General features: G+C 48.1%; 23 protein-coding genes. 7 read left to right on the top strand and 16 right to left on the bottom strand.

The window, feature by feature from the left end; translation table 11 throughout:
• Positions 1-213 precede the first annotated feature (213 nt).
• From J3U76_RS02130 to J3U76_RS02085, 10 genes are all read right to left on the bottom strand, one after another.
• Complete coding sequence (locus J3U76_RS02130) at positions 214-1,536, bottom strand: hypothetical protein (protein ID WP_208004023.1); 1,323 nt, start codon at positions 1,534-1,536, stop codon at positions 214-216.
• Positions 1,537-2,136: 600 nt separating this feature from the next.
• Positions 2,137-3,072, bottom strand: coding sequence for an ABC transporter permease (locus J3U76_RS02125; RefSeq protein WP_208004022.1), 936 nt, complete (start codon positions 3,070-3,072; stop codon positions 2,137-2,139).
• Between the two features lie 4 nt (positions 3,073-3,076).
• Positions 3,077-4,051: an ABC transporter permease gene (locus J3U76_RS02120; RefSeq protein ID WP_208004021.1), complete on the bottom strand. Its 975-nt coding sequence runs from the start codon at positions 4,049-4,051 to the stop codon at positions 3,077-3,079.
• A 306-nt stretch (positions 4,052-4,357) separates the two neighbouring features.
• Positions 4,358-5,917 (bottom strand): ABC transporter substrate-binding protein, encoded by a 1,560-nt coding sequence (locus tag J3U76_RS02115; RefSeq protein WP_208004020.1) that lies wholly within the window; start codon positions 5,915-5,917, stop codon positions 4,358-4,360.
• A gap of 35 nt (positions 5,918-5,952) precedes the next feature.
• A complete protein-coding gene (locus tag J3U76_RS02110) occupies positions 5,953-7,692 on the bottom strand; it encodes a dipeptide ABC transporter ATP-binding protein (RefSeq protein ID WP_208004019.1) in 1,740 nt (579 codons plus the stop codon).
• 540 nt (positions 7,693-8,232) lie between these two features.
• On the bottom strand, positions 8,233-8,712 hold the full coding sequence (locus J3U76_RS02105; RefSeq protein WP_208004018.1) for a phosphatidylglycerophosphatase A family protein: 480 nt from the start codon (positions 8,710-8,712) through the stop codon (positions 8,233-8,235).
• Between the two features lie 108 nt (positions 8,713-8,820).
• Entirely contained in the window at positions 8,821-9,786 is a 966-nt protein-coding gene (thiL, locus tag J3U76_RS02100; protein ID WP_208004017.1) for a thiamine-phosphate kinase, read from the bottom strand.
• A gap of 46 nt (positions 9,787-9,832) precedes the next feature.
• The gene (gene nusB, locus J3U76_RS02095) at positions 9,833-10,243 is read right to left on the bottom strand and encodes a transcription antitermination factor NusB (protein ID WP_208004016.1); all 411 of its coding nucleotides are present in this window, start codon (positions 10,241-10,243) and stop codon (positions 9,833-9,835) included.
• 13 nt (positions 10,244-10,256) lie between these two features.
• On the bottom strand, positions 10,257-10,724 hold the full coding sequence (gene ribH / locus J3U76_RS02090) for a 6,7-dimethyl-8-ribityllumazine synthase (protein ID WP_208004015.1): 468 nt from the start codon (positions 10,722-10,724) through the stop codon (positions 10,257-10,259).
• A 130-nt stretch (positions 10,725-10,854) separates the two neighbouring features.
• On the bottom strand, positions 10,855-11,805 hold the full coding sequence (locus J3U76_RS02085) for a mechanosensitive ion channel family protein (protein WP_208004014.1): 951 nt from the start codon (positions 11,803-11,805) through the stop codon (positions 10,855-10,857).
• Between the two features lie 323 nt (positions 11,806-12,128).
• On the opposite strand from J3U76_RS02085, the gene J3U76_RS02080 reads away from it, so the two are divergent.
• Positions 12,129-13,028, top strand: a complete 900-nt coding sequence (locus J3U76_RS02080) for a DMT family transporter (RefSeq protein WP_208004013.1) — start codon at positions 12,129-12,131, stop codon at positions 13,026-13,028.
• Between the two features lie 45 nt (positions 13,029-13,073).
• On the opposite strand, the gene J3U76_RS02075 is transcribed toward J3U76_RS02080, so the two are convergent.
• The 6 genes from J3U76_RS02075 to glyA form a co-directional block, all read right to left on the bottom strand.
• Entirely contained in the window at positions 13,074-13,418 is a 345-nt protein-coding gene (locus J3U76_RS02075) for a HopJ type III effector protein (RefSeq protein ID WP_208004012.1), read from the bottom strand.
• Between the two features lie 76 nt (positions 13,419-13,494).
• Positions 13,495-14,160: an alpha/beta hydrolase gene (locus tag J3U76_RS02070; RefSeq protein ID WP_341534284.1), complete on the bottom strand. Its 666-nt coding sequence runs from the start codon at positions 14,158-14,160 to the stop codon at positions 13,495-13,497.
• Between the two features lie 615 nt (positions 14,161-14,775).
• Positions 14,776-15,885: a bifunctional 3,4-dihydroxy-2-butanone-4-phosphate synthase/GTP cyclohydrolase II gene (gene ribBA / locus J3U76_RS02065; RefSeq protein ID WP_208004011.1), complete on the bottom strand. Its 1,110-nt coding sequence runs from the start codon at positions 15,883-15,885 to the stop codon at positions 14,776-14,778.
• A gap of 102 nt (positions 15,886-15,987) precedes the next feature.
• Complete coding sequence (gene ribD, locus J3U76_RS02060; RefSeq protein ID WP_208004010.1) at positions 15,988-17,136, bottom strand: bifunctional diaminohydroxyphosphoribosylaminopyrimidine deaminase/5-amino-6-(5-phosphoribosylamino)uracil reductase RibD; 1,149 nt, start codon at positions 17,134-17,136, stop codon at positions 15,988-15,990.
• Positions 17,137-17,586 (bottom strand): transcriptional regulator NrdR, encoded by a 450-nt coding sequence (gene nrdR, locus J3U76_RS02055; protein WP_208004009.1) that lies wholly within the window; start codon positions 17,584-17,586, stop codon positions 17,137-17,139.
• A gap of 531 nt (positions 17,587-18,117) precedes the next feature.
• Positions 18,118-19,371: a serine hydroxymethyltransferase gene (gene glyA / locus J3U76_RS02050; RefSeq protein WP_208004008.1), complete on the bottom strand. Its 1,254-nt coding sequence runs from the start codon at positions 19,369-19,371 to the stop codon at positions 18,118-18,120.
• Positions 19,372-19,664: 293 nt separating this feature from the next.
• On the opposite strand from glyA, the gene J3U76_RS02045 reads away from it, so the two are divergent.
• From J3U76_RS02045 to acs, 6 genes are all read left to right on the top strand, one after another.
• Positions 19,665-20,285: a molecular chaperone TorD family protein gene (locus J3U76_RS02045; RefSeq protein ID WP_208004007.1), complete on the top strand. Its 621-nt coding sequence runs from the start codon at positions 19,665-19,667 to the stop codon at positions 20,283-20,285.
• Positions 20,286-20,645 (top strand): DUF2956 domain-containing protein, encoded by a 360-nt coding sequence (locus J3U76_RS02040; protein ID WP_208004006.1) that lies wholly within the window; start codon positions 20,286-20,288, stop codon positions 20,643-20,645.
• Positions 20,646-20,686: 41 nt separating this feature from the next.
• Entirely contained in the window at positions 20,687-21,655 is a 969-nt protein-coding gene (locus J3U76_RS02035) for an amidoligase family protein (RefSeq protein WP_208004005.1), read from the top strand.
• The gene (locus J3U76_RS02030) at positions 21,643-22,383 is read left to right on the top strand and encodes a gamma-glutamyl-gamma-aminobutyrate hydrolase family protein (protein WP_208004004.1); all 741 of its coding nucleotides are present in this window, start codon (positions 21,643-21,645) and stop codon (positions 22,381-22,383) included. Before J3U76_RS02035 ends, J3U76_RS02030 begins: the two co-directional genes overlap by 13 nt.
• A complete protein-coding gene (locus tag J3U76_RS02025) occupies positions 22,383-22,814 on the top strand; it encodes a YqaA family protein (protein ID WP_208004003.1) in 432 nt (143 codons plus the stop codon). The genes J3U76_RS02030 and J3U76_RS02025 overlap by 1 nt, the downstream gene beginning before the upstream one ends.
• A 265-nt stretch (positions 22,815-23,079) precedes the next feature.
• Positions 23,080-25,029, top strand: a complete 1,950-nt coding sequence (gene acs, locus J3U76_RS02020; protein ID WP_208004002.1) for an acetate--CoA ligase — start codon at positions 23,080-23,082, stop codon at positions 25,027-25,029.
• The last annotated feature ends 242 nt before the right edge of the window (positions 25,030-25,271 follow it).

The following is a 25,271-nucleotide window of genomic DNA, read 5'->3' as shown; positions in this document are numbered from 1 at the left end:
GCCAACAAACAACTCTTTATCCTGAGTATACGTTGAGTCTAAATACACGCCCACTCAAAGCGTTCCACTCGCAACTTTGTAGTAAACCCAAGCAAATAAGCCTGCAAAAATAACTATCGTTATCAAAATCTTAAGCCAAATGTATTTCATAGTACTCCTTATGCCATCGCTCTTGTTTACTCAGATCTGCGCTCTTTAAGTCGTTAAGATCCATTAAACTTCCAATAAATGGGCTAACAAGCCAATGCCTATCAGTACGCATACCGACATTAGGGTTAAGTAGCTTAAGTTCCAGCGCATCATCTTAAAAGAATCCACACCATAGCGGCCCTGAAACGCCAAATTAATGCCCGATAAAGGCCCAGTCGAGGTGCCCACCGCCCAAGAGGATAAAAACACCAGCGCCAGCAAGGTGTGATCGGGGGCTAGCGGCGAGAGCAGGCTTGCTGCTAATGCAATACAAACAATAGGATGTATGCCAAGCAGTGCTAACAACACAATCGCAAGATAGGTGATGCTGGCCGCCAGCGCGCCAAAATGTTGCACAGGTAAACTAAGGTTAGCATTGAGTAATAGGCTTTCTAATCCATAAGCCAAAACACCGGCGGCTAAAAATAGCGCTAATTCATTGCCCATTTGCGGCAAACGCCCAGCGGTTAGCTGCCGAATGCCAGCCAGTACAGAGCGCTGAGTCACCACTAAAACCACTAAGCTAAACAGCGGCGCTAATAAGGTAATGACAGCTAAAATAGACAACACAGGCCACAACTGATGAAAGAGCAACACTGCTATGGCAAGCATGCAAGGTAATAACAAAGCCCCAAGGTGCAGCGGATAGCCAATAAAGTCCGCCACTTCGGTCTGAGAGCCATGCTTGGCCACAAGGCTTGATGTTTGCCGAGCCAGCTGCCAATAGGTTAGCCCCAACCCTAGTGCTGCCAGCGGTATACTCACCAGCCATAACTGAGTTAGTTTAGCCTCTGGCGCCACACTTAATGCCACCGCCATGGCAGCAAAAAACGGCGACCAAAATGCCGCAGCTGTAAAGCCTCGCACCAATACAATGGACTGCTCACGGCTTAAGTTGGCAAGCTGGGCTAACCTATCGCCAATAATAAACACCGAAGATAAATTAATCACAGAGCCAAACACATGCACCGCCGCCAAGGTCGATGCCAGCGCTGCGCGCCCACGAGGCAGGGGCTTATCTTGCTCGTTAGTCGGCCGACTCACCAAGCTTAAAAAGCTCACTGCCACCAGCATCGACAGCAAGTTAGCATTACTGCCCAGTAAACGCCTAAGCTCAAAGTCGCCTCCTAGCCAAACACTGATGCCTAAGCAAGCCAGCCCAATAATAAGCAGCACACTCGCTTGCAGTCGGTTACGTGACGACAGCCCAGGCCACAATAAGCCTGCCGCCAACCAATACGCCACCCCAGCCCCACCCTGCGGCACAGGCAAGCCTAACAATTGGGCACTAATCAGCAGCATGCCCAACAAAATAAGCCCACCCGCCACACGGCGACCAACCAACATAAAATATCCTTACAAAAACAGCGCTTAAAGAAAAGCTGTCAGCCATAAGCTGTCAGCCGTCAGTTAAAGAAAAACAGTGCACAAAACCAACGTCATACATCAACATTCACATAGCGCTCAAAATTCAACCAATTTTTTAGCTGATAGCTGACGGCTAAAAGCTTCCAGCTGCTTAACACCGTGCAGGAAGGCTGTCAGCCGTCAGTTAAGGAAAAACAGTGCACAAAACCAATGGCATACACCAACATTCACACAGCGCTCAAAATTCAACCTATTCTTTAGCTGATAGCTGACGGCTGAAAGCTCCCAGCTGCTTAACACCGTGCAGGAAGGCTGTCAGCCGTCAGTTAAGGAAAAACAGTGCACAAAACCAATGGCATACACCAACATTCACACAGCGCTCAAAATTCAACCTATTCTTTAGCTGATAGCTGACGGCTGAAAGCTCCCAGCTGCTTAACACCGTGCAGGAAGGCTGTCAGCCGTCAGTTAAGGAAAAACAGTGCACAAAACCAATGGCATACACCAACATTCACACAGCGCTCAAAATTCAACCTATTCTTTAGCTGATAGCTGACGGCTGAAAGCTCCCAGCTGCACTTATCCCTTATACAATTTAGGGTTAAACACATCGCGCAACCAGTCACCCAGTAGGTTTATCACTAACACCAATACCACTAAATACATGCCCGGAAATGCAGTAATCCACCAAGATCCCGAGAAAATATAACTAAAGCCCATGCTGATCAAGGAGCCCAGCGAAGGTTTGTCTACCGGCATACCTAAGCCTAAAAAAGACAAGGCGGCTTCACTCATAATGGCATTGGCCACTTGTACCGTAGAAATGACCAAAATCGGCGACAAGCAATTGGGCAAAATATGACGAAACATAATGCGCATCGACTTAAAGCCCATCACTTGCGCCGCTTCTACATATTCTTTTTTCTTTTCCGCCAACACAGTCGCGCGCACGGTGCGAGCATACTGCGGCCACTCGGCCAGACCAATAATCACCACCAACATTAATACCGCGTATTGCGCATAAAAGTCGGCTCCCAGTGTGGCCTGAAACACCGCCGAGACAATAATGGCTACCATCATGGTGGAAAATGATAATTGCACATCGGCAAAACGCATTAATAGATTATCGATTCGGCCACCAAAATAGCCTGCCGATAAACCTACCGTAATCCCAATCAGCAACTGCAAGGCCACCGCGCCCAAGCCAATAATCAAAGAGACTCGCGAGCCATATAAAATGGTGCTTAAAATATCGCGGCCTTGAATATCCGTGCCCAGTAAAAAGCGCTCATCCCCCATTTCTAACCAGCTCGGTGGTAACTCAGAGTCTAAAATATCAATGGTCGCCAAATCATAAGGGTCATGCGGTGCAATAATGGGCGAGAGCAAGGCGGCTGCCAATAACACCACAAACAAGGTAAAGCTGAACATTGCCACCTTGTCGCGGCCAAAATGATATAAAAAATCGGATTGTTTAAAACGAGCCCAGCGGCCAAGGTTTGCATTTGTTGTCATTGTATTATCCCTTTGCAGCCAAGTTCACCGTGGGGTTAACCACGCCATAGATCAAATCCACTAAGGTATTGGTTAGCACAAACACAAAGCCCACAAAAATCACATAAGTGGTAATAAGCGGCGTATCTACGCGATTAATCGCATCTAAAAACAATAAGCCAATCCCCGGCCACTGAAACACCGTCTCAGTTAAAATGGTGTATGCCACCATGGTACCAATTTGCACACCGCCTACGGTGATCAGTGGCAATAAGGTATTTTTTAGCGCATGTACAAACCAAATACGGTATTTAGACAAGCCTTTAGCATGACCAAACTTTACATATTCTGAGCTAAGCTGCTCCAGCATTTCTGAGCGCACTAACCGAATAAATAACGGCAGCATAATAGAAGACAGCGCAACACTTGGCAGGATCAAGTTACGAAACCCTTGCCAGTTAAATAAGCCCGACTCCCACCCCAAAGGGCTGGTTAGCTCGCCGCGGCCATAAGCGGGTAGCCATCCTAGTTCAATTGAAAACACATACATCAAAAGAATCGCGGTTAAAAAAACCGGTACCGAAATGCCCACTATACTGATGCCCATCACCAGCCGAGATAAAAAGGCCCGCGGCTTAATGGCCGAGTAGGTGCCCATGGGAATACTCAAGGCAATAATGAGCACACTGGCACAGAATACTAACTCTAAGGTGGCGGGTAACTTCTCAAAAATAACGTCAAGGGTTGGCTTCTTATAAAAATAAGAATCACCAAAGTCACCTTGTAGCGCATTGCCCACAAAGCGACTGTATTTAACCAAAAAGGGATCGTTTAGCCCCATTTCGGTGCGCATTTGTTGGCGCGCTTCTTCCGATACCGACTGGCCAACCAGCTCACGCAACGGATCGCCTAAATTATCCTGAATCGAAAACGCGATCAGACTGATGACGAACATCACCACCACCATCTGAAACAGCCGCTTCAGTAAAAACGTTAACATTGTCTATTCCAATACAGTAAAAAGTGAAGAGTAAAGCGTGAGGGGTAAAGTGGACGACATACCCCCAAAGCTTCCCCCAAAACCAAGGGCTATTTTTGCCACGGAATACACGGAAGAACACGGACCAAAACGGCAAGATAAGAGCGACAATTACTCTTTTAAGGTCTTACCACGCCAACATTCATTTTGGTCTTAATTTTTCCGTGGATTCCGTGTATTCCGTGGCCAAGAAAATCTTTAGTCTTTAAAGAAAGTTGGCCACGGAATCCATATCAACTACGTAGTGTTACTTAGCTGCACGGGTAATTATTGGTCGTTAACGACTAGGTCACCTAGGTAGGGGAAATCCATGGCGTTAACCACTGCCTCTGCGCCCACATTATTACGCGCCCCCCAAGCAAGATCTTGCCAGTGCAGTGGTACAAATGCCGCATCGTCATACAGAATTCGCTCTGCTTTTTGTAACATGAGGCCGCGCTTTTCACCGTCGGTTTCTAAGTTTGCCGATTCCACTAGCTCATCGAGCTCAGGGTTAGAATAATGCCCACAGTTGTACTGACCACGGCCGGTTTCTTCGCTGCGCGTCATGGTTAAAAACTCAGAGAAGTTAGCCGCATCTTCAGTGTCTGAGTGCCAGCCTATCATCAGCATATCTGCCGCACACTTATCAAACTCAGGCCAATATTGCGCCACCGGCATTGTCTTCAGATCGACATCAATATTAATGCGCGCCAGCATGGCTTTTACCGCTTCGGCAACTCTAAAGTCATTCACATAGCGGTTATTAGGCGCAATCATGCTGATTTTAAAGCCCTCTTCGTAGCCGGCTTCGGCCATCAAGGCTTTGGCTTTTTTCACATCATAACGGGGTTTAAGCTCAGCATTATGCCCCACATAGCCGGCAGGCGTTTGCTGAGAAGCCGTGGTACCAAAGCCGCGCATAATGCGTTTTACAATGCCGTCTTGATTAACCGCATAGTTGATGGCTTGGCGAACTCGTACATCTTTAAAGGGTTCAAAGCTATCTTGGTTTAACTGAAAGGTAATAATGCGCGTACCAGATTCGGTCACCAGCTTAACGCCATCGGCAGATTTAACGCGTCTTTGATCGTTAGGTGACACCGGCTTAATAAAATCAACATCCCCAGCTAACAAGGCCGCTACTCGAGTGGCATCTTCTTTAATGGGTACTAGGGTCATGTTTTGCACATTGCCCTTAGACTCAGTGTCCCAATAATCAGCGTTGCGCTCATATTCCACTTTTACGCCTTGCTGGCGAGATTTAAGGGTAAATGGCCCAGTACCAGAGGGGTTGGTAGAGGCAAAAGAACTACCGTGTTTTACCAATGCAGCTTTATCTTTCCCCTCGGCGGTTTGACCACTGTAATGTTGAGAGTCCATTGGGAATAAATAGGTAACGGTATTAAGCACTAATGGAAAAGGCCCTTTCGTTACTAAATCCACCGTGTATTTATCCACTTTAGTGGCGGCACTAAAGGGGTCAAAAATGGCCTTAAAGTCAGGCGAGGCTTTGAGGCGATTAAGGGTCCATACAACATCGTCGGCACTAAACTCATTACCGCTATGAAACTTAACCCCTTGGCGCAAATGAAAGCGCACTGTGTTTTCATCTCGGCGCTCCCAGCTTTCAGCCAAACGCGGCTCAATTTCAAAGTCTTTGGTCCAACGCACTAAGGGGTCGAACAACAAGTGAGACATTTCTAATGTAGCACCTGATATTTGCTCATGAGGATCCATAGACACAGGATCGGCATCATAAGCAATAGTGATATCTGCCGCTTGTGCACTAAATGCCATGCCTGCAGCCAGCAAGGCGGTGGTTATTTTGTTGAGTCCTTTTTTCATGTAACACTCCATTGATATGGTTAACGATCAACTAATTATGAAGATATTGCGCTTGCCTCGGCAATATCCAGACCTTCTCGTGACATCCCCTTAAACTCGGGCATTAACGAAATAAGCGAGCGACTGTAAGGATCGCTGGCATGGGTAAATAATTGTTCGGTTGCTGCCACTTCCACTAACTGCCCTTGCTTCATCACACCGATGCGATCACACATTTGACGGATCACTGGCAAGTCGTGACTAATAAACAGCATGGTCAGTTTTAATTCGTCTTGTAAGTCTTTTAATAAGTTAAGAATTTGCGCCTGCACCGACACATCTAACGCCGAGGTTGGCTCATCACAAATCAGTAATCGAGGGCGGGTAGCCAGTGCGCGAGCAATAGAAATTCGCTGGCGCTGTCCGCCAGAAAACTCATGAGGAAACTTCAAACCCGCCGCGCGCCCCAAGCCCACATAATCGAGCAGATCATGCACAATGCCGCTAATTTGCGCCTCGTTATTGGCTAATTGATGAAAGCGAATCGGCTCAGCAATAATATCTGCAACTCGCATTCGCGGATTAAGTGAAGAATAAGGGTTTTGAAACACCATTTGCATTTGTCGGCGTAAAGGACGACGCGCTTTTTCACTTTTAATGGCGGTGAGATCAACGCCCTCAAACCAAATCTTGCCGCTATCGGGTGGGTATAACCCAGTAATAGAGCGGGCTATGGTCGACTTGCCCGATCCTGACTCCCCCACTAAGCCAAAGGTTTCGCCTTCTTCAATGTTAAAGCTCACATCATTGGTCGCTTGTATATATTGACGGCGAGCGGCGAACATTGAATCTTTGGTAATAAAGCGCAAATTACAATGTTCAACGCGTAATAAGGGGCCGCTATATTCACGTTGATCTTGGCTTTGGCCTAGCCAGTGGCTTTTCAGATCTAGGGTGACTTTTTCTCTGGCGTCTTCAATATAAGACACCAGCGGAAAGCGATGTAACTTCACATCTGATCGAGGGACGGCAGAAATGAGACTCTTGGTATAATCATGACTAGGCGCGCCCAGCACTTGCTCTGTGGAGCCCATTTCCATTAACCGACCACGATACATAACGGCGACTCGGTCGGTCACATTCGATACCACGCCCATATCATGCGTCACTAGCATGCAACCCACGTTACGCTCTTTACATAAGTTTCTAATAAGCGTCAAAATTTGGTCTTGAATCGACACATCCAGTGCCGTGGTCGGCTCATCGGCAATAATCAGCTCAGGATCACAAGATAGCGCAATGGCAATCACCACCCGTTGGCGCATACCGCCGGAAAATTGATGGGGATATTGCTTAATGCGCAGCTCAGGCTCAGGAATACCTACCGCATCTAATAACGAAATGGATTTTTTACGGGCCGCCTCCCGACTCATGTCCGTATTGGCGAGCAGGGTTTCCACCATTTGGTATTCCACACTAAACAGTGGATTAAGCGAGGTCATGGGATCTTGAAAAATAAAGCCAATACGGCTGCCACGCAGGGTGCGCATTTGGCTTGGGCTTAAACCAGATATCTTCTGGCCATCTAAAAAAACATCACCACTGGCAATGCGCCCAGGCGGGCTTAATAAATCGATAACAGCGTTACCCACGGTAGACTTACCCGCCCCCGATTCCCCGACTACGCCTAAGATCTCACCTCTTTCGATATTTAATGAAAGATCATCAATCGCGGCCATCACACCATGGCGAGAAGGATATTCAATTCGTAGGTTTTTTACTTCTAACAGGGACATGCTGATCCTCAAAATCCGTTTACGCCATCATCCATTACACGGGACTGATAGCCTCAGCCACTCGCATCTTGCTGCTTTTGTTATTATGCGCGTCTCTTTATACCAAGATAATCCCCACTGATTCGGGATGAGTTCACAAAACCAGCAATAAATGTCAAAGACAATACAGTAGATAGGTTTTATGACTGAGCGCACGGCAAAGGTCAAGCATAAGCGCAACATTACTGGAGTTTTTATTCTAAAAGTGGTGTGAAAGGGAAAGCTGTCAGCTATAAGTTAAAGAAAAACAATGTGGTTTGTCCGTGATGGAGAATGCGCACTCTATCGGCGCTGGGCTGCTCTTTTTTGGTCGAATGAATTCGACCCTACAAAAAACCAGATCCCCCTTTCGTCATTGCGAGGAGCGTAGCGACGCGGCAATCCATCCAACAAACAGCCATACGCTTTACGCCAACCGCTGTACGAAAAAACGGTGTTTTCTTTAACGTAAGGCGGTCAGCGTAAAACGTACCGCGTTGTTTTCGCGGTGTTTAGATTTGACTAAAAATACTGGGCTAGTAACTGTAAGCAGGCTAAGGCGAATAAACCGGCAATCACATCGTCTAACATAATGCCAAAGCCACCGTGAATACGTCGATCAAACCAGCGAATGGGCCACGGCTTTAAAATATCGAAAATCCGAAACAGCACAAAGCCCACCACAATCCAGACGACACCGGCAGGGGCGGCAAACATGGTGATGCCAAAACCAATAATTTCATCCCACACTATGGCACCGTGATCGGGCTGACCTATGGCTTTTGTCGCCACATCACAAATCCACATACCAACAATAAAGCCCAGCACTAAAATGGCAATATACCAAGGTGCCGATAAGCCCTGTATCAACAAATATAAGGGAATGGCCGCCAGCGTTCCCATGGTGCCGGGCATAATGGGGCTTAACCCACTACCAAACCCGAGCGCTAATAAATGCACAGGGTTAGATAGCTTTAATGGCGCCAATTCAGGCTTTCTCATTATTCACACTCCTGAGTCAAAACAAGCGGTTAAACGCCGTACTACAACATTAAGTTTATGTTTAACGTTAGGCGTATCACGTTAAAAAACGACTTTCTTTAACGGCTACTAAGACTGGCGAAAGTGATCCCAGCTTTGATTTTGTAGCTGATAAGGCGCATTTTCTAAGGTGATCGCAACCTCAGGGTCTCCCTTTAACATGCGACCAATACGGGTAAACTTGACGCCACAATGTGCTAAGGCGGTTTCTAATTGACCACGGTATAGCTCAGGTACCGTAAAGCAGAGTTCATAGTCATCGCCGCCGGTAAGGGCTAATTCCCACGCTTGCTCTTGTGATACCGACGCTTGCATCGCATCACTTAACGGGATCTGCTCGAGTTCAATTTTAGCTCTCATACCGGATGCACGAGTAATATGCGCTAAATCTCCCAGTAGGCCATCGGACAAGTCCAAGGCGCTAGAGGCTATATCGCGCAGCGCCTGTCCCACTAAAATACGCGGATGAGGATGCTCAAACTTATGGTGCACAAACTCTTTATGCGCTTCAGGTACCACAATATTACCTAACGCCTGTTGCAAACCCAGCGCGGCATCGCCTAGCGTACCAGTGACATAAATACCATCGCCAACCTCCGCCCCACTGCGCTTGAGCCCTTTTCCTTCTGGTAAGGTGCCTTGCACTGTAACCGTAATGGATAGCGGCCCTTTGGTCATATCGCCGCCAATGAGCGCCACATTATAATATTCTGCCAACTCAAAAAAACCCGCACAAAACTGCTGAATCCAGTCTTGATCAACATCAGGTAAGGTTAGCGCCAACGAGACCCAACAAGGATCTGCGCCCATGGCGGCCAAATCAGACAAATTAACTGCCAGCGCTTTATGACCTAAGGCCTCGGGTGCCATATCAGCAAAAAAGTGTACACCGCTTACCAGAGTGTCAGTACTTACTGCTAGTAGAGTATTAGGCGGCATCTGTAACAGGGCGCAGTCATCACCAGGCCCCATCACTACGTCTGTACGATGGCTGGCCACCGTAAAATAGTTTTTTATTATATCGAATTCATTCATAAAAAATGAAAGCCAGCAATTGCTGGCTTTTTTCCCGTACTTATTGTTATTTTTTCAACTGCTTAGTGACTTTATCTAGCACACCGTTCACAAAACGATGACTTTCTTCAGCAGCAAATGCTTTAGCCAGTTCAATGGCTTCATTAATCACGACGCGATAAGGTACATCTTCCCGTCGCGTTAGCTCATAAGAGGCTAAGCGCAATACTGCCTTATCAACCAAGTCTAAATCGGCTAGTGGACGAGATAAATAAGGCGAGTACACCGCATCCAGCTCGTTAACATGCACAGAGACGCCAAATAATAGATCACGAAAGTAATCCAAATCGACACCTTTAGTATCTTGTTCTAGTGCAAACTGCTGGGCAATATCTGCCACGTTATCCTGAGTGACCTGCCACTGGTACAGGGCTTGGATAGCGAGACGGCGGGCCTTGCGGCGTTCGGACGGTTTCAATGCAATACTCCTCTTAGTCCAGCTGTTGCAGGACATTAATCATTTCAAGTGCGCTGAGGGCGGCTTCTGCGCCCTTATTACCCGCCTTGGTGCCAGCACGCTCAATGGCTTGTTCTATGTTTTCTGTGGTTAATACGCCAAAGGCAATGGGAACTTCTTGATCCATCATGACCTGCGCCATGCTGCCGCTGTTTTCATTCGCCACTAAATCAAAGTGATAGGTACCACCACGGATTACACAACCCAGCGCAATAATGGCGTCGTAATCACCGGTTTTAGCTAGCTTTTTACATACCAATGGCATTTCAATGGCGCCAGGCACTTTAACTAAGGTTATATTATCGTCTTTTACTTGTCCCTGACGTTTGATCACATCCAGTGCGCCAGCCACTAAGCTGTCGTTAATAAAGCTATTAAAGCGGGCGACAACGATCGCCACCTTGGCTTCGGGAGCGGCCATTAGCCCTTCGATTACCTTCATGGGAATCCCTGTGTAGACAAAAAGTGGTCGTATTCTAACACAACCTGAGAGTGACAAAAGTCATTAGATGACGAACTTAGCAATCATACTTTATCCCCTACATTATCAGGGAGGGAAATCACTCATGCCGCTATGTCAAAGCGGTGGGATCTTGCCCTTCGTTCTCATTTTCAGTGTCATCGGTTTTTTGTAGCCAACACACTAAACCCTCACTTGGCATATCAATGCCCGCCTCCTCTAAGGTCAACTTAATAGTACGAATCACTTGTGCATGCACACGCGTCACGTCAGCTCTATGGCTGTGCGTCCACCAGCGTACTCGAATCGTTACCCAGCTGGCTGCGAGATCCCAAGGTAACGCTTCTGCTTCGGGCGCCTGCTCTACCTCCGCCACTTTAGACACGGCCGCCGCTAATAATTGACATGCTTTATCTATATCGTCGTCATAACCTATGCCTACATCATATTGGCTACGCCGATAATCATGCGCCGTCATCACCCTAACTGCATGGGTATAAATATCACTATTGGGGATCACAATACGCTGGCCATCATAAGTTTTAATCAGGGTGGCTCGGGTCTCTATGCGCTGTACTGTCCCCTCGTGACCATTTACCGCTATTTGATCGTTAAGATTAAAGGGTTGGCGTAGCAAAATAAGTAAGCCCGCCAACCAGTTTTGTAAAATATCTTTAAATGCAAAACCAATGGCCACCGAGCTAACCCCTAAACCGGCAATAAGATCACCGGGCTTTAAACTGGGGATCACTATGGTCGCGGCCAATAAAAAGCCCAATAAAATAATAGCCCACTTAACAAAGCCCCCCAATACCTCCCCTAAGTTATCGCGGCCACGCTGGCTGGTTTGGCGTAAAATAAAGCGCCGTATCAACACACCCACAATATAAAACAGAACAAAAAATAACGTGGCAACAATCAGGTTAGGCAATAAGCGGATGCTGCCATCAATCCAACTATCTATACGCTCTATGGCAACCCCAAAGTCCATATCCACTTGTTGTGGCGTATCTTGAATAGCACTGGACTCAGCTGTCGATGCGCTTTCAATTTTCTCTGCCATTGGTACCTCCAAGAAGTCACGCCATAACGCCGACTCTGTAGCGTTACACCTACATTAGAAGTTTAGTAACAGAATGACGTTCTGCCATCTCGAGCGCACCACCGCCTCTCCTCTTTCTTTTGCAATCACACAATAACAAGGCATTATTGCAATATAAAATAAGGTAAAACTGATAACCAGTTAGTTCACTATGCGTTAAAATGTCCTAATTACGGCCAAATATAAGTCATACTAAGCTTTATATTTGGCCGAACCACACTGTTATAAATGAGAGCACCTAGTCTGCGCTCTGTCTTTGTTCTTTCATACAATACGAGGTATTTATGTTGCCAGAACGCCGAGGGGATTTATTCATATTACTGGCCACCCTACTCGCCTCTGCGGGCTGGCTTTTTTCAAAAGAAGCCATTGCAGGTCTTCCGCCCATTGGCTTTATTGGTTGGCGCTTTTTTCTGGCCGCACTCATTATGCTGCCCTTTTGTTATCGACAGCTGTTTGCACTGCCGTTGGCGCTATTGCTAAAAGCTGCCGCCATTGGCTTGGTCATGACCTTAAACTTAGTTTTTTGGATCCAAGGAATTTCGAATAGTCATGGTATAGGCGAAGGCGCTTTTATTATGAGCTTGGCCATGTTGCTGGTGCCACCTTTAGCCTGGTTAACCTTTAAAGAGCGACCAACGCGTTCGTTTTGGCTAGCCTTGCCTATTGCTGTGGTAGGGTTATTTTTGCTGACTATGGGCAATGGCTTAAGCTTTTCTAAAGGGCAAGCGTTTTTCTTAGCCGCCTCCTTATCACTGGCCATGTACTTTAATTTAAATAGTCGCTTCGCACGGCGCATCGACCCTGTGGCACTCACCTGCATTCAGCTAGCCGTGGTGGGTTTAATGCACTTGCTGTATTCGGTGTTATTTGAACAATGGCCGGCGTACATAGCGCCAGTTACTTGGGGATGGTTTGCCGCCAGTGTATTACTGGCTACTTCACTGCGTTTTGGCAGTCAAACAGTTGGCCAAAAGTACAGCAACGTGGGTAATGCGGCACTTATTATGATGTTAGAGCCCATTTGGACTGTCTTGATCAGTGTTTTTTGGTATCACGAGCCCATGCCCGCCCAAAAAGTAATGGGGTGTATCTTAATCCTCACCGCCCTGCTTAGCTATCGCAGCGCCAGCCTACTCACTTGGTATCGTCTAAGAAGCAAGCGCCACACACCTAGTGCCTAGTACCAAGCCAACATGCACACCTTGTGTCTGGCTTGGTGCTGGGAACTATCTTTTAGCGGTTAATGCCTGGCCTTGGTACTCAATGCCCGCCCAACCATGTTGCATAAAGTGGCGGATATTTTGGTGGCTGTCTCCTGCTAAATCCAATAGTACGCTTCGATAATGCTCACCAAAACAACCTAAGGTTTGATCTGGCGTAAGCTGGTGTAACTGGCCAAAGGCAAAAATTTTGCACGAACCCGTATTTTGCCCTGCTTCATTCGTTAAGCCGCCATTGGTAAAAGCCGTGGGCGTAAACTCGTAGTTGGCATCAATTACCGCGATTGCATCGGCAAAAGCCACTTGTTCTGGGCATTGCTGCAATGCCGTTATCAGCTCGTTTTCGGTCATGGATATTCCTGATAGGTTAGATTAAAGATAGCGCCGATCACTCGACGCTAATGGTATGAATTGCTTAGGCCTAGAGTTAACCTTCTAGGCCTAAGCGCGCGCATAAGAAGCGGCTGATATCGGCAATTTCTGCCGCACACACGCTGTGCTCCATCGAATAAGAGTGAAACTCAGGCGTGTAGCCCCACTGTTGCAGCTGCTGACAGGCTCGCTCACCGAGCGCTAACGGCACCACCGCGTCTCGGGTGCCGTGCATTACCTTGATCGGTAATGCACTATTAGCTTGATGGCGCTGCACTGTGTCCGCCGTGGCTAAATAAGTCGACATGGCAATTAGGCCTGCCAGCGGTTGCTCACAACTCAGCGCCGCTTCATAAGCCACGGCACCGCCTTGGGAGAACCCGGCTAACAAAATACGTCGACTGTCGATGCCGGCCGCTATTTGCTGGTAAATAATGGCCTGAATAGCTCGTGCCGATACCCGTAACTGGCGCTCGTCTACTTCTCGGTCTAAGGTCATGGCCATTATATCGTACCAAGCTGGCATGCGATGCCCGCCATTAATGGTCACTGGTATTTGCGGTGCATGAGGAAAAATAAAACGTACCGCGCTGTTCGCGGGCAGGCCTAACTCGGGCACTATGGGCTCAAAATCATGGCCATTGGCACCTAAGCCATGTAACCAAATCACACAAGCACTCGGATTAGCAGCCGTTTCTTTTATAATGGCATTAAGCGTCACTTGAAGTTCTCCATAGCAAAGGGATAGTAGCCTGTCTCTTAGTCACAAGTCTGTAAAGTGTCATTACGCAGGAAGAGCCGGCAGACTTGCCTGCGCCAACTCGCTTGGTTTGATGACACTCATCGTTTCTGCCTACTGCGAACATTCACTGGACGTTCGGTCAGGCAGAAACAATTCGTCACGGCGAGACAAGCTCGCCCCATCGGCGCTCGGCAAATGCCATCCCTGGCATTTGACGGTTGGCTACGACAATGCCTCCCGTCTCTTCTTCATGTTTCGATGCCGACTGTTTGTAATGACAGGCAACTCAGATGTTAATGGAAAGGCAGAGGGCATCAGCTTCGCCGACCCTCCGCGCCATGGCAGAAAAATGCTCCTGCCATTTCTGCATTCCCGCCATCCTTGGCGGTCAGATAGCGCGGCGGAACCCGTATGGGGCAGCTTGCTGCCGTGTACCTTTGCGGGGTAATGGACCAAATATTCTGTGAATATTTGCAGCCGTTACCCAGAAAAGGTGGCTAGCCCAGCGGCGAGTCGGTCGCAGTTGTGCGCTCTGCCTGACTCCTCCTCAAACATCAACGAAAACATATGATGAAGAGACAGGACAATGAGTTATTAATCAGTAATATATTCAACAACTTCAAGGCCAAACCCTGATAAGGCATGGTAGCGTTTAGGCGAGCTTAACAGCTTCATTTTGCCCACCCCCATGGCTTGCAAAATTTGTGAGCCTACCCCCACTCGACGAGACGTTCCTTGCCACTTAGCCGCAGCTGGACGCTCACCTTTATCAACCGCTTCAAACTGGCGCACTAGGGATAATAAATGATCAGGAGTTTCTTCACGGCCTAAAATCACTAACACGCCGCCTTCATTGGCAATGCGCTGCATCGACTTATTCAGCGGCCAAGTGCGCGCCGAGTGGCGGTCTGTCATTAACACATCAGTAAACATATCGTGAATATGCACCCGTACTAAAGCCGGCTCATCGGCGTTAACTTCGCCTTTTTTAAGAGCAAAATGTACTTGATTATCAATAGTGTCTCTAAAGGTCACTAACTCAAAATCACCAAACTCGGTGGGCAAGTTACAGCGCGAAACTTGCTCTATGGTGGTTTCATTTTGATTACGATATTCAATTAAATCAGCAATAGTACCAAGCTTAATGTCGTGCTCTTTAGCAAACACTTCTAGGTCGGGGCGGCGCGCCATGGTGCCGTCTTCGTTTAATATTTCAACAATCACTGAAGAGGGCTCAAATCCCGCTAAGCGGGCCAAATCACAACCGGCTTCGGTGTGGCCTGCGCGCGTTAATACACCGCCGTTTTGTGCTTTTAGCGGAAAAATATGCCCAGGCTGCACCAAATCGCTCGGTTTAGCGTCGGGTGCCACAGCCGCTTGTACGGTACGGGCACGATCGGCGGCAGAAATACCTGTGGTCACCCCTTCAGCTGCCTCAATAGACACGGTAAAAGCAGTAGAAAACTGTTCGGTATTATTACTCACCATTTGGGGGATATCTAACTGGCGACAGCGCGCCTCAGTCAGCGTTAAACAGATAAGGCCACGACCGTATTTCGCCATAAAGTTAATGTCTTCTGGGCGCACATGGTGTGAGGCCATAATTAAATCGCCTTCGTTCTCGCGATCTTCATCATCCATTAAAATAACCATCTTTCCCTGACGAATATCGTCGATGATGTCTTGGGGACTACTTAACGCCATTGGATTTTCCTTCAGCTTTATAACAGGTGAACATAGAGATGAAAGCGCCAACATTCGCAAGCGGCCAGGGTCGCATGCAATAAACCGGCGCCTTTACATGGTTCAAGATTCGTTTTTAACAAAAGTTGCCGTTAATTTAATATCATTACCGATATGGCGGCAATCTTGCCACTGCAATTGAGTGACCTCGCTCATAGCAATACGCTCTGGCACATCAAATAATCCACGGGCACTGCTGCCCATTAACTTAGGCGCTTGATATAACACCAGCTCATCAATTAGCTCTTCCTCTAATAGCGCCCCACCTAAGCGTGCCCCCGCTTCGACCCAAAGCGCATTAATTTGGCGACGGCCAAGCTCAGTTAATAAAGCGGTTAAATCAAGCTGATGGTTTGCCCTAAGAGGGAGTACACATTCTTCTACTTGGTCGGTAAAGCCCCCAGTCACTTGGCCGCGCACCAATAAGATGGGGCCTGGCACACTAAATAACTTAAGCGAGGGAGTCAGGCGGTTGCGCGTATCAATAATGACGCGCAGCGGTTGGCGCACCCTTGGGCATTTACTCTGGTCAGAGATTGCGTTGGCGTAATCAGCCTGTGCTTGGGTGGGCAGCTCCTGCCAGCGCACATTAAGGCTGGCGTTGTCCACTAACACCGTATCGGCCCCCGATAAAATGGCGCAGCTTAATGCTCTATGATGCTGTACATCGCGTCGTGCTGCGGGGCCGGTGATCCATTGACTTTGGCCATTGGCCAGTGCGGTTCTTCCATCTAGAGTAGCGGCAAGTTTTAGCGTCACAAAGGGCCTGCCGGTTTGCATGCGGTGCATAAAGCCTCGATTAATGGCCACTGACTCTGCGGTCATTAAACCGGCATTCGCATCTATGCCCGCCGCGTGCAACATGCGCAGGCCACTGCCTGACACCTGAGGGTTGGCATCTTCACTGGCCACCACCACACGCACCACACCCGCATCAATTAACGCCTGAGCACAAGGTGGGGTTCGGCCATAGTGAGAGCAGGGCTCTAAGGTAACGTAAGCGGTGGCGCCTTTAGTAGCCTCTGCGGCTTGGCGAAGGGCAAACACCTCGGCATGGGGGCCACCGGCTTGTTGGTGATACCCCTCCCCCACAATCTGGTTATCTTTGACCAGCACACAGCCCACTGCGGGGTTAGGGCTAACAGTAAAACGCCCGCGCGCGGCTAATGCCAAGGCGCGAGCCATATAAGTCGCATCTTGAGAGTTAAACACTTATTGCTCCAGCCGGGCGATTTCTTCACCAAATTGACGTAAATCTTCAAAACAACGATACACAGAAGCAAAGCGAATATAGGCCACTTTATCCAGCCCTTTAAGCTCTTCCATCACCAAGTTACCGATATATTCAGACTTAACTTCTCGCTCACCCGTGGCGCGTAATTGAGACATAATGCGACACACGGCCTGCTCTATTGCTTCGATACTTACAGGGCGCTTTTCTAATGCGCGTTGCATGCCAGCTTCTAACTTGGCTTCGTTAAAAGGCTCTCGTACATCGTTGGTTTTAATCACCCTTGGCATTACCAGCTCTGCGCTTTCAAAGGTAGTGAAACGCTCTTTACAAGCGCAGCACTCCCGCCGACGGCGCACCTGCAAGCCCTCGCCAACTAAACGCGAGTCAATCACTTTAGTATCGGTTGTTTGACAAAAAGGACAGTGCATGAGGCCTCCAAGGGCTAAAAATCGGCCTTTAGTGTAAATAAGCAGACATAAGAATGCTAGTAACGGCTATAGGAAAGCTGTCAGCTATCAGCCGTCAGCTATCAGTTAAACCAAACACCCAAACGACAATGGTTAATGATGAATGGTTAATTTTTAATATAAGACAAGGTCAACCCCGTGAGTAAAACCGGCCAGCTGAAACGGCCTCTACGGTGTGATTTTTAAGGTCCGGCATGGTTTGAACACCAAAACCAGCGCGGTACGTTTCACGCCGTACGTTAAAGAAACACACCGGTTTTGATTTTTTTCGTATAGCGCTCGGCGTCAGCTATCTGTTTGCGGACGGTGGCGCGTAGCGACACAAAAAACCATCAAACCACGCCACATTTAAAACCGGTGTTGTTTTGATCTTCTCGTATAGCGGTCAGCGTAAAGCGTATAGCTGTCTGTTTGAGATCCTGACTTTCGTCAGGATGACGGCAAAAAAAACGGGGCCCCGAGGCCCCGCTTTTCATCTTTTAGCTTAGGCCATTAGGCATAAACAGGCAGACGGCGACAAATTTCTTGCACCTGCTCTTTTACACCAGCAATCGCGGCATCATCGTTGATATTGTCTAGCACATCACAAATCCAACCCGCCAATTGGCGTACATCCGCTTCATTAAAGCCGCGGCGTGTTACTGCTGGGGTACCAATACGAATACCTGAAGTAACAAAAGGAGAACGAGGATCGTTAGGGACCGCGTTTTTATTCACCGTAATAAAGGCTTTGCCTAAGGCGGCATCAGCTTCTTTACCCGTGATCCCTTTATCGATTAAATCAACCAAAAATAAATGGTTATGAGTCCCACCAGACACCACTTTATAGCCACGCTCAATAAAAGCGGCGGCCATGGCTTGGGCGTTTTTTAGCACCTGACCTTGGTATTCTTTAAACTCAGGCTCCATGGCTTCTTTAAAGGCCACGGCTTTACCGGCAATCACATGCATGAGTGGGCCACCTTGGCCACCTGGGAACACAGCAGAGTTTAGCTTTTTCTCTAGCGCTTCATCATTAGCGGCAGACAAGACTAGACCACCACGAGGGCCGGCCAGTGTTTTATGGGTGGTGGTGGTGACCACATGCGCATGCTCAATCGGGCTTGGGTAGTGACCGGTGGCAATTAAGCCGGCAACGTGGGCCATATCAACCATAAACCAAGCGCCAATTTTATCGGCAATTTCACGCATACGCGCCCAATCGACAATGCCAGAGAAGGCCGAGAAGCCACCAATGATCATTTTTGGCTTATGCTCAAGCGCTAAGCGCTCCATTTCTTCGTAATCAATGACACCTTCATCATTAATGCCATAAGGAATAATGTTGTACATTTTTCCTGAGAAGTTAGCCGGCGAACCATGTGTTAAGTGGCCACCGTGGGCCAAGTTCATGCCCATTACCGTATCGCCAGGCTTCACTAATGCCATAAATACTGCCGAGTTTGCCTGAGAGCCCGAGTGCGGCTGCACGTTGGCATAAGTGGCACCAAATAACTGCTTAGCACGCTCAATGGCCAATTCTTCAGCAATATCCACATACTCACAACCGCCATAAAAGCGCTTGCCAGGATACCCTTCAGCATACTTATTGGTCAGCTGAGAGCCCTGCGCTTGCATCACTCGAGGGCTGGTGTAGTTCTCTGATGCAATCAGCTCAATGTGCTCTTCTTGGCGCTGGGTTTCATCACAAATAGCTTGCCACAACTGGGGATCATAATCGGCAATATTCATGTCACGCTTTAACATCCGTCTCTCCTGACTCATGGGGGGATAGGATCAATCGACCCTTATCTGTTAAGTTTACCCTTTAGGCTGCGCGCAGCCTAGCCCCGCTTGCACACTTAGCAGCACTTATTTATCTTTATGTAAAATATGATGGCCGTTATCGCTTCAAACTCGCCTTAAATAGAGATGAATTGTCAGGCATGCTGGGGTAGATCTGGCAGATAAAGCCGCTAGAATAGCGCAATTATATTAAGCAGTTGCTTAATATGCTCCTATTTTTGAATACGATAACAACCACACTTGTTGGGGAACCTATGCCACATTTTAACGTCACCTCGCAGCGCCGAGCCGAACTTTACGCTTGGTTTACTGCTTTATTTGCCGCTCCGTTAGTGGAGGATGAAGTAAAGCAATTTGGTGGCTATGATATGCACGCTTTTTTAGACAGTCTGGCAACCCTTGACCCCTTGCGTGAAGCAACAGAAGCCTTTCGTGCACAAACTGCCAAAGTATTAACACTCACCAGCCCCCAACATCAACTTAGCCAGCACTATCAGCAATTGTTTGTAGAGCAACAATTACTTGATGTTTCCACCTTAATTGAATGTGGTGAAGAATCGTTACTTTTTGTAAGCGTGCTCTTGCATGAGCACGGCACCCAATTGCCCGACGACGATCCGCTGAATATCTGCAACCATTTAGAGATGGTAGCTACACTGGCGATGAAAGCCGCAGCAGCCCCTGACGATGCTAGCCGCACGGCATTATTAGACCAACAGCGCGAGCTGGCTAATAACGTACTGCTTAATGAATTACCGGCATTTGTAAGCCAATGCGAGCAACAGGATAAACAAGGCTTTTATGGCAGTGCCGCCACCTTGTTACTTGCCATGTTTAGCATGGATATTCATTACTTAAATAATGTTGCACAATAAATGGCCGCTCCCAAAAAAAGCAAAGCTGGGGTGTCGGTACAAACCCAAGCCGAGGCCGAACGTATGGCCAAAGCCACCCAAAAGCCTGGGCAAACCAAAGAACAAACCAAACTGATTGCTCAAGGTATTCAAAAAGGCATAGACGAATATAAAAAGCAGCAAAAAGCACGCGCTCGGGCTGCAGATAAAGCAAAAAAACAGCGGCTGCGTGCTGAAAGCCAGCAAAGTGATGAACCAAACCAGGAGCAACCAGAGCCACCCCATGGCAAGACGGGCTTACCCTCTTGGATACCATGGCTATTACTTATCGCCAGTTGGCTCGGCTTTGCCGGTTATTGGTGGTTACAACAAGCAGCCTGATCCATATTAGGCATTTATCGCGTATTTCATAAGGAAGCAGCATGGCCCTTCGCTTACCGGCACATACACACACCGCTCAAGGGCATGAGCGCCGTGTTGGGGTAGAGCTGGAGTTAAATGGCCTGTCTCTATCACAACTTGCCCAAATATTAGCCACACAACTAAAGGGTGAATTAGAGCCAGTTTCAGACTATGAAATTAATATTGCCACCGCCATGGGCACCTTTAGGGCTGAGCTTGATTTTGACTACTTAAAGCGCCTTGCTCGAGCGCAACGCGAACAAGCCCCCAGCGAGTTAGAGCAAGCCGCTACCGAACTACTGGGCTCGTTAGCGTTTCAATTAGTGCCCCTTGAACTGGTCACTCCGCCCTTGGCACTGTCGCAACTAGACAGCTTAACGCCGTTATTTAGCCAGTTGGCACAAGCCGGCGCCAAAGGCACGCGCCATGCCCTACACTACGCCTTTGGTTTGCACTTAAATCCCGAGCTGCCTAACACCGACTGCTATACTTTGCTGCGCTATGTTAAAGCCTATTTATGCCTGCACGATTGGTTAGAAGCACACGAAGACATAGTTGCTGCGCGCAAAATGTCCCCTTATATTCGTGCCTTTAGTCAAGAATATAGCCGCATAGTGATTGATGCCCAATACTGGCCAAGCATCGCAGCTTTTAGTATCGATTATTTAGCCTTTAATCCAAGTCGTAATCGCGCTTTAGATTTATTGCCTCTATTGGCATGGCACGATGAAGCCTTAGTACAAAGCGCGGTACAAGACCCAAAAGTAAATAAAAGGCCCACCCTGCACTACCGACTGCCCAACTCAGATATTGATAACCCGCATTGGTCATTTGCTCATGCTTGGCAAGGTTGGCTGCAAGTAGAGGCGCTGGCCAATAATGAACAAAAACTGGCTCAGGTATGCCAGCATTATGCTGATCATCTCGATCAGCTAACGCCTGACTTTTTAGATCCTTGGAAATATAAGGTGGCACAATGGCTCAGTTAAAGGCGCACACTCATCCCCCTCTTATTGGCGTAACCGGCCCCGACAGCCGCTTACCTTGGGCTTGGTGGGCCACTCGTTTTGCCATTTTTTTAGCAGGGGGCAAAGCACTGCGTCTCACGCCATCACGTATTCAAACTTATAAAAGAGAAAAGTTACAAGGGCTAATTATTGGCGGTGGCGACGATATCGATGCCGCTTTATATGCGGAGGAGTCTGGGTTAGAACCTTATGTTGCAGAGCCTGGGCGCGCCCCAGCCGATGCCGAGCGCGACGCCTTTGAAATAGACCTTATCCAGCATGCATTACACACCCAATTACCCTTATTGGGTATTTGCCGTGGCGCACAGTTAATCAATGTGGTGTTAGGCGGCTCACTGCACCAAGATATTCGTCCGCTACGTCATTACACTTCTAACCGTCGCACCCTGCTGCCTCGGAAAACCGCGCTCAGCACCAAAAGCGGTCTCTTATATCAACTTATAGGCCAGCCCCAGTGGCGTATTAATAGCCTGCATCATCAAGCCATTAAGCGCATAGGCGAACAATGCAAAGTCACGGTGACAGATTTAGATGGCTTTGTTCAAGCCATTGAATACCAAGGGGAGCATGATATTTTAGGCGTGCAGTGGCACCCTGAGTATCTGCCCTACTTAGCCAATCAGCGGGCGATTTTTAAACACCTAGTAAGTAAAGCCAAAGCCGCACCAGCTGAGCGACTTTATCCCTAATGCTCGATTACCTGATTGTTTTTAGCGCCAGCTTATTGGCCGCCACCATAGCCCCTTTTTATTCTGAGGTGGTGTTAGCCGCTGTGCTCACCCGCCAGCCCGATGCCGCCTTATTGCTCTGGTTATTGGCCAGCATAGGTAATACCTTAGGCTCAATCATCAACTGGTGGATGGGCAAATACTTGCTGCATTATCGCCATAAACGCTGGTTTCCTATCAAAGAAAAAGCACTCACTCGCGCTCAGGCACGCTTTCAACGCTTTGGTATTTGGACCTTATTACTCTCTTGGGCTCCCATTGGCGGCGACGCCCTCACCTTAATTGCCGGCATTATGAAAGTGCGCCTTTTGCCCTTTACCCTATTAGTTTTTATCGGTAAAGCTACTCGCTATGGGGTGGTTATTTACTTTGCCGAGCGCTTTTTATTATAAGTAAGCCTGTTAACGGGTAAAAGTTGAACAAGGCGCACACAATTAGCATACAAAACCATAACAATGACAAAAATTTATGTTAGTAATGGAGGTATGGTTAGCTAAAAGTCTAATTGAGCGCAAAAATATTCTGCGCCACCTTAACTGCATTAGCCTTTAACTACATAATCCCTTTACTACATAAACTATTATGACATAAACCTTATACCCTTTACCGATAAGCTATCCCCTAGGGTTATTGGTTACTACACCAAGGAGCGGAATAATGAGTGAAGCTAAGGTTCATCCTGTTATGCCTCATATTGTTGAACATGCCTTAGTCGATGAGGCGGGCTATCAGCGCATGTATCAAGAGTCTATTGCCAACCCAGAGCAATTTTGGGGCGAGCAAGGTAAGCGCATAGACTGGATAAAACCCTACACCAAAGTTAAAAATACCTCTTACGATCCCGGCCATATCAGTATTAAATGGTTTGAAGACGGCACTCTCAATCTCTCCGCTAACTGTATTGACCGTCACTTAGCCACCAAAGCCGATGAAGTGGCCATTATTTGGGAAGGCGATAGCCCAGACGACGATAAAAAAGTCACTTATCGCCAATTACACGAACAAGTTTGCCGCTTTGCCAACGTACTCAAAGCCCAAGGGGTTAACAAAGGCGACGTGGTCAGCATTTATATGCCCATGGTTGTAGAAGCCGCCGTGGCCATGTTGGCCTGTGCCCGTATTGGTGCCGTGCATTCAGTGGTGTTTGGCGGCTTTTCGCCAGATGCACTAGCCAGCCGTATGATTGACTCAGACGCCAGAGTGGTAATTACCGCAGACGAAGGCCTGCGCGGTGGCAGAGCCGTGCCGCTAAAGGCAAACGTAGACAGTGCTTTGACAAAACCTGGCATTCATCCCGACTGCAAGGTGATTGTTTATCAGCGCACGGGTGGCGATATAAATTGGGATGCGTCTCGCGATATTTGGTGGCATGAAGCCATAACCACAGTTGATGCTCAGTGCGATCCCGAAGAGATGAGTGCAGAAGATCCGCTGTTTATTCTGTATACTTCAGGCTCTACCGGCACCCCTAAAGGGGTATTGCACACCACGGGCGGCTATTTAGTGTATGCCTCGTTAACGTTTGAATATATTTTTGATTATCATCAGGGTGATGTGCATTGGTGTACCGCCGATGTGGGCTGGATTACCGGTCACTCCTATATTCTGTATGGCCCCTTAGCCAACGGGGCCACCACCTTAATGTTTGAAGGTGTGCCAAATTACCCTAAAACTAATCGCATGAGCCAGATTGTTGATAAACATCAGGTGAATATTCTCTATACAGCCCCCACTGCCATTCGTGCATTTATGGCCAAAGGCGATGAAGCCGTTGAGGGCACAAGTCGCAGTAGCTTGCGAATTTTGGGTTCGGTAGGTGAGCCCATTAACCCAGAAGCCTGGGAATGGTATTTCCGCGTTATTGGTGAAGAGCGCTGCCCCATTGTTGATACTTGGTGGCAAACCGAAACCGGCGGCATTTTAATCTCGCCACTGCCCGGCGCCACCTTACTTAAAGCCGGCTCTGCCACTCGTCCTTTCTTTGGTGTGCAGCCAGCCTTGGTTGATGGTGAGGGGACGGTTTTGGAGGGGGCCACAGACGGTAACTTGGTTATTTTAGATTCTTGGCCAGGCCAAATGCGCACCATTTATGGCGACCATGACAGATTTGAACAAACCTACTTCTCTACTTTCCCTGGCACCTACTTTTGTGGGGATGGCGCAAGACGTGATGAAGATGGTTACTACTGGATAACCGGTCGGGTAGATGACGTGCTTAACGTATCTGGGCATCGCATGGGCACCGCCGAAATTGAGTCGGCCTTAGTGGCGCACTCCAAAATTGCCGAAGCGGCCATTGTGGGGGTCCCGCACGACATTAAAGGCCAAGGCATTTATGCCTATATCACCCTTAACGACGGTGAAGAGCCGAGCGCTGAGCTGCACAAAGAGATTAAGATGTGGGTACGACAAGAAATAGGCCCCATTGCCACCCCCGATATTATTCACTGGGCAGAAGGCTTACCTAAAACTCGCTCGGGTAAAATTATGCGCCGTATTTTGCGTAAAATTGCCACGGGTGAAACCGACAGCTTAGGGGATACGTCAACACTGGCAGATCCGGCTGTGGTAGATCGCCTTATTGAAGAGCGCGGCCAAGCGTCTTAAGTAGTCCGCTTATTCACACCGCAAACCAAACGCCGCCTGATGCGGCGTTTTTTTATAAAGCTTGCTCAAGGTTTAGGGCAATTATGGAGAAAAAGCGGAAAATTGTAATTAAGTGGCGAAAATATCGAATAGGTCACAGAAATATCGCCTATATGCGCTTTACTGGTCGGCATTCGTTTGGCTGATGCTGTCTTTATTCGTAATTAAGGCAACCTCTTAGAGAAATTGAAGCTTTATTTAGT

Origin of the sequence: Oceanisphaera pacifica (genome assembly GCF_017498065.1) — a bacterium.
GTDB classification, from domain to species: domain Bacteria; phylum Pseudomonadota; class Gammaproteobacteria; order Enterobacterales; family Aeromonadaceae; genus Oceanimonas; species Oceanimonas pacifica.
This window is presented reverse-complemented; position numbering and strand designations above follow the sequence as displayed.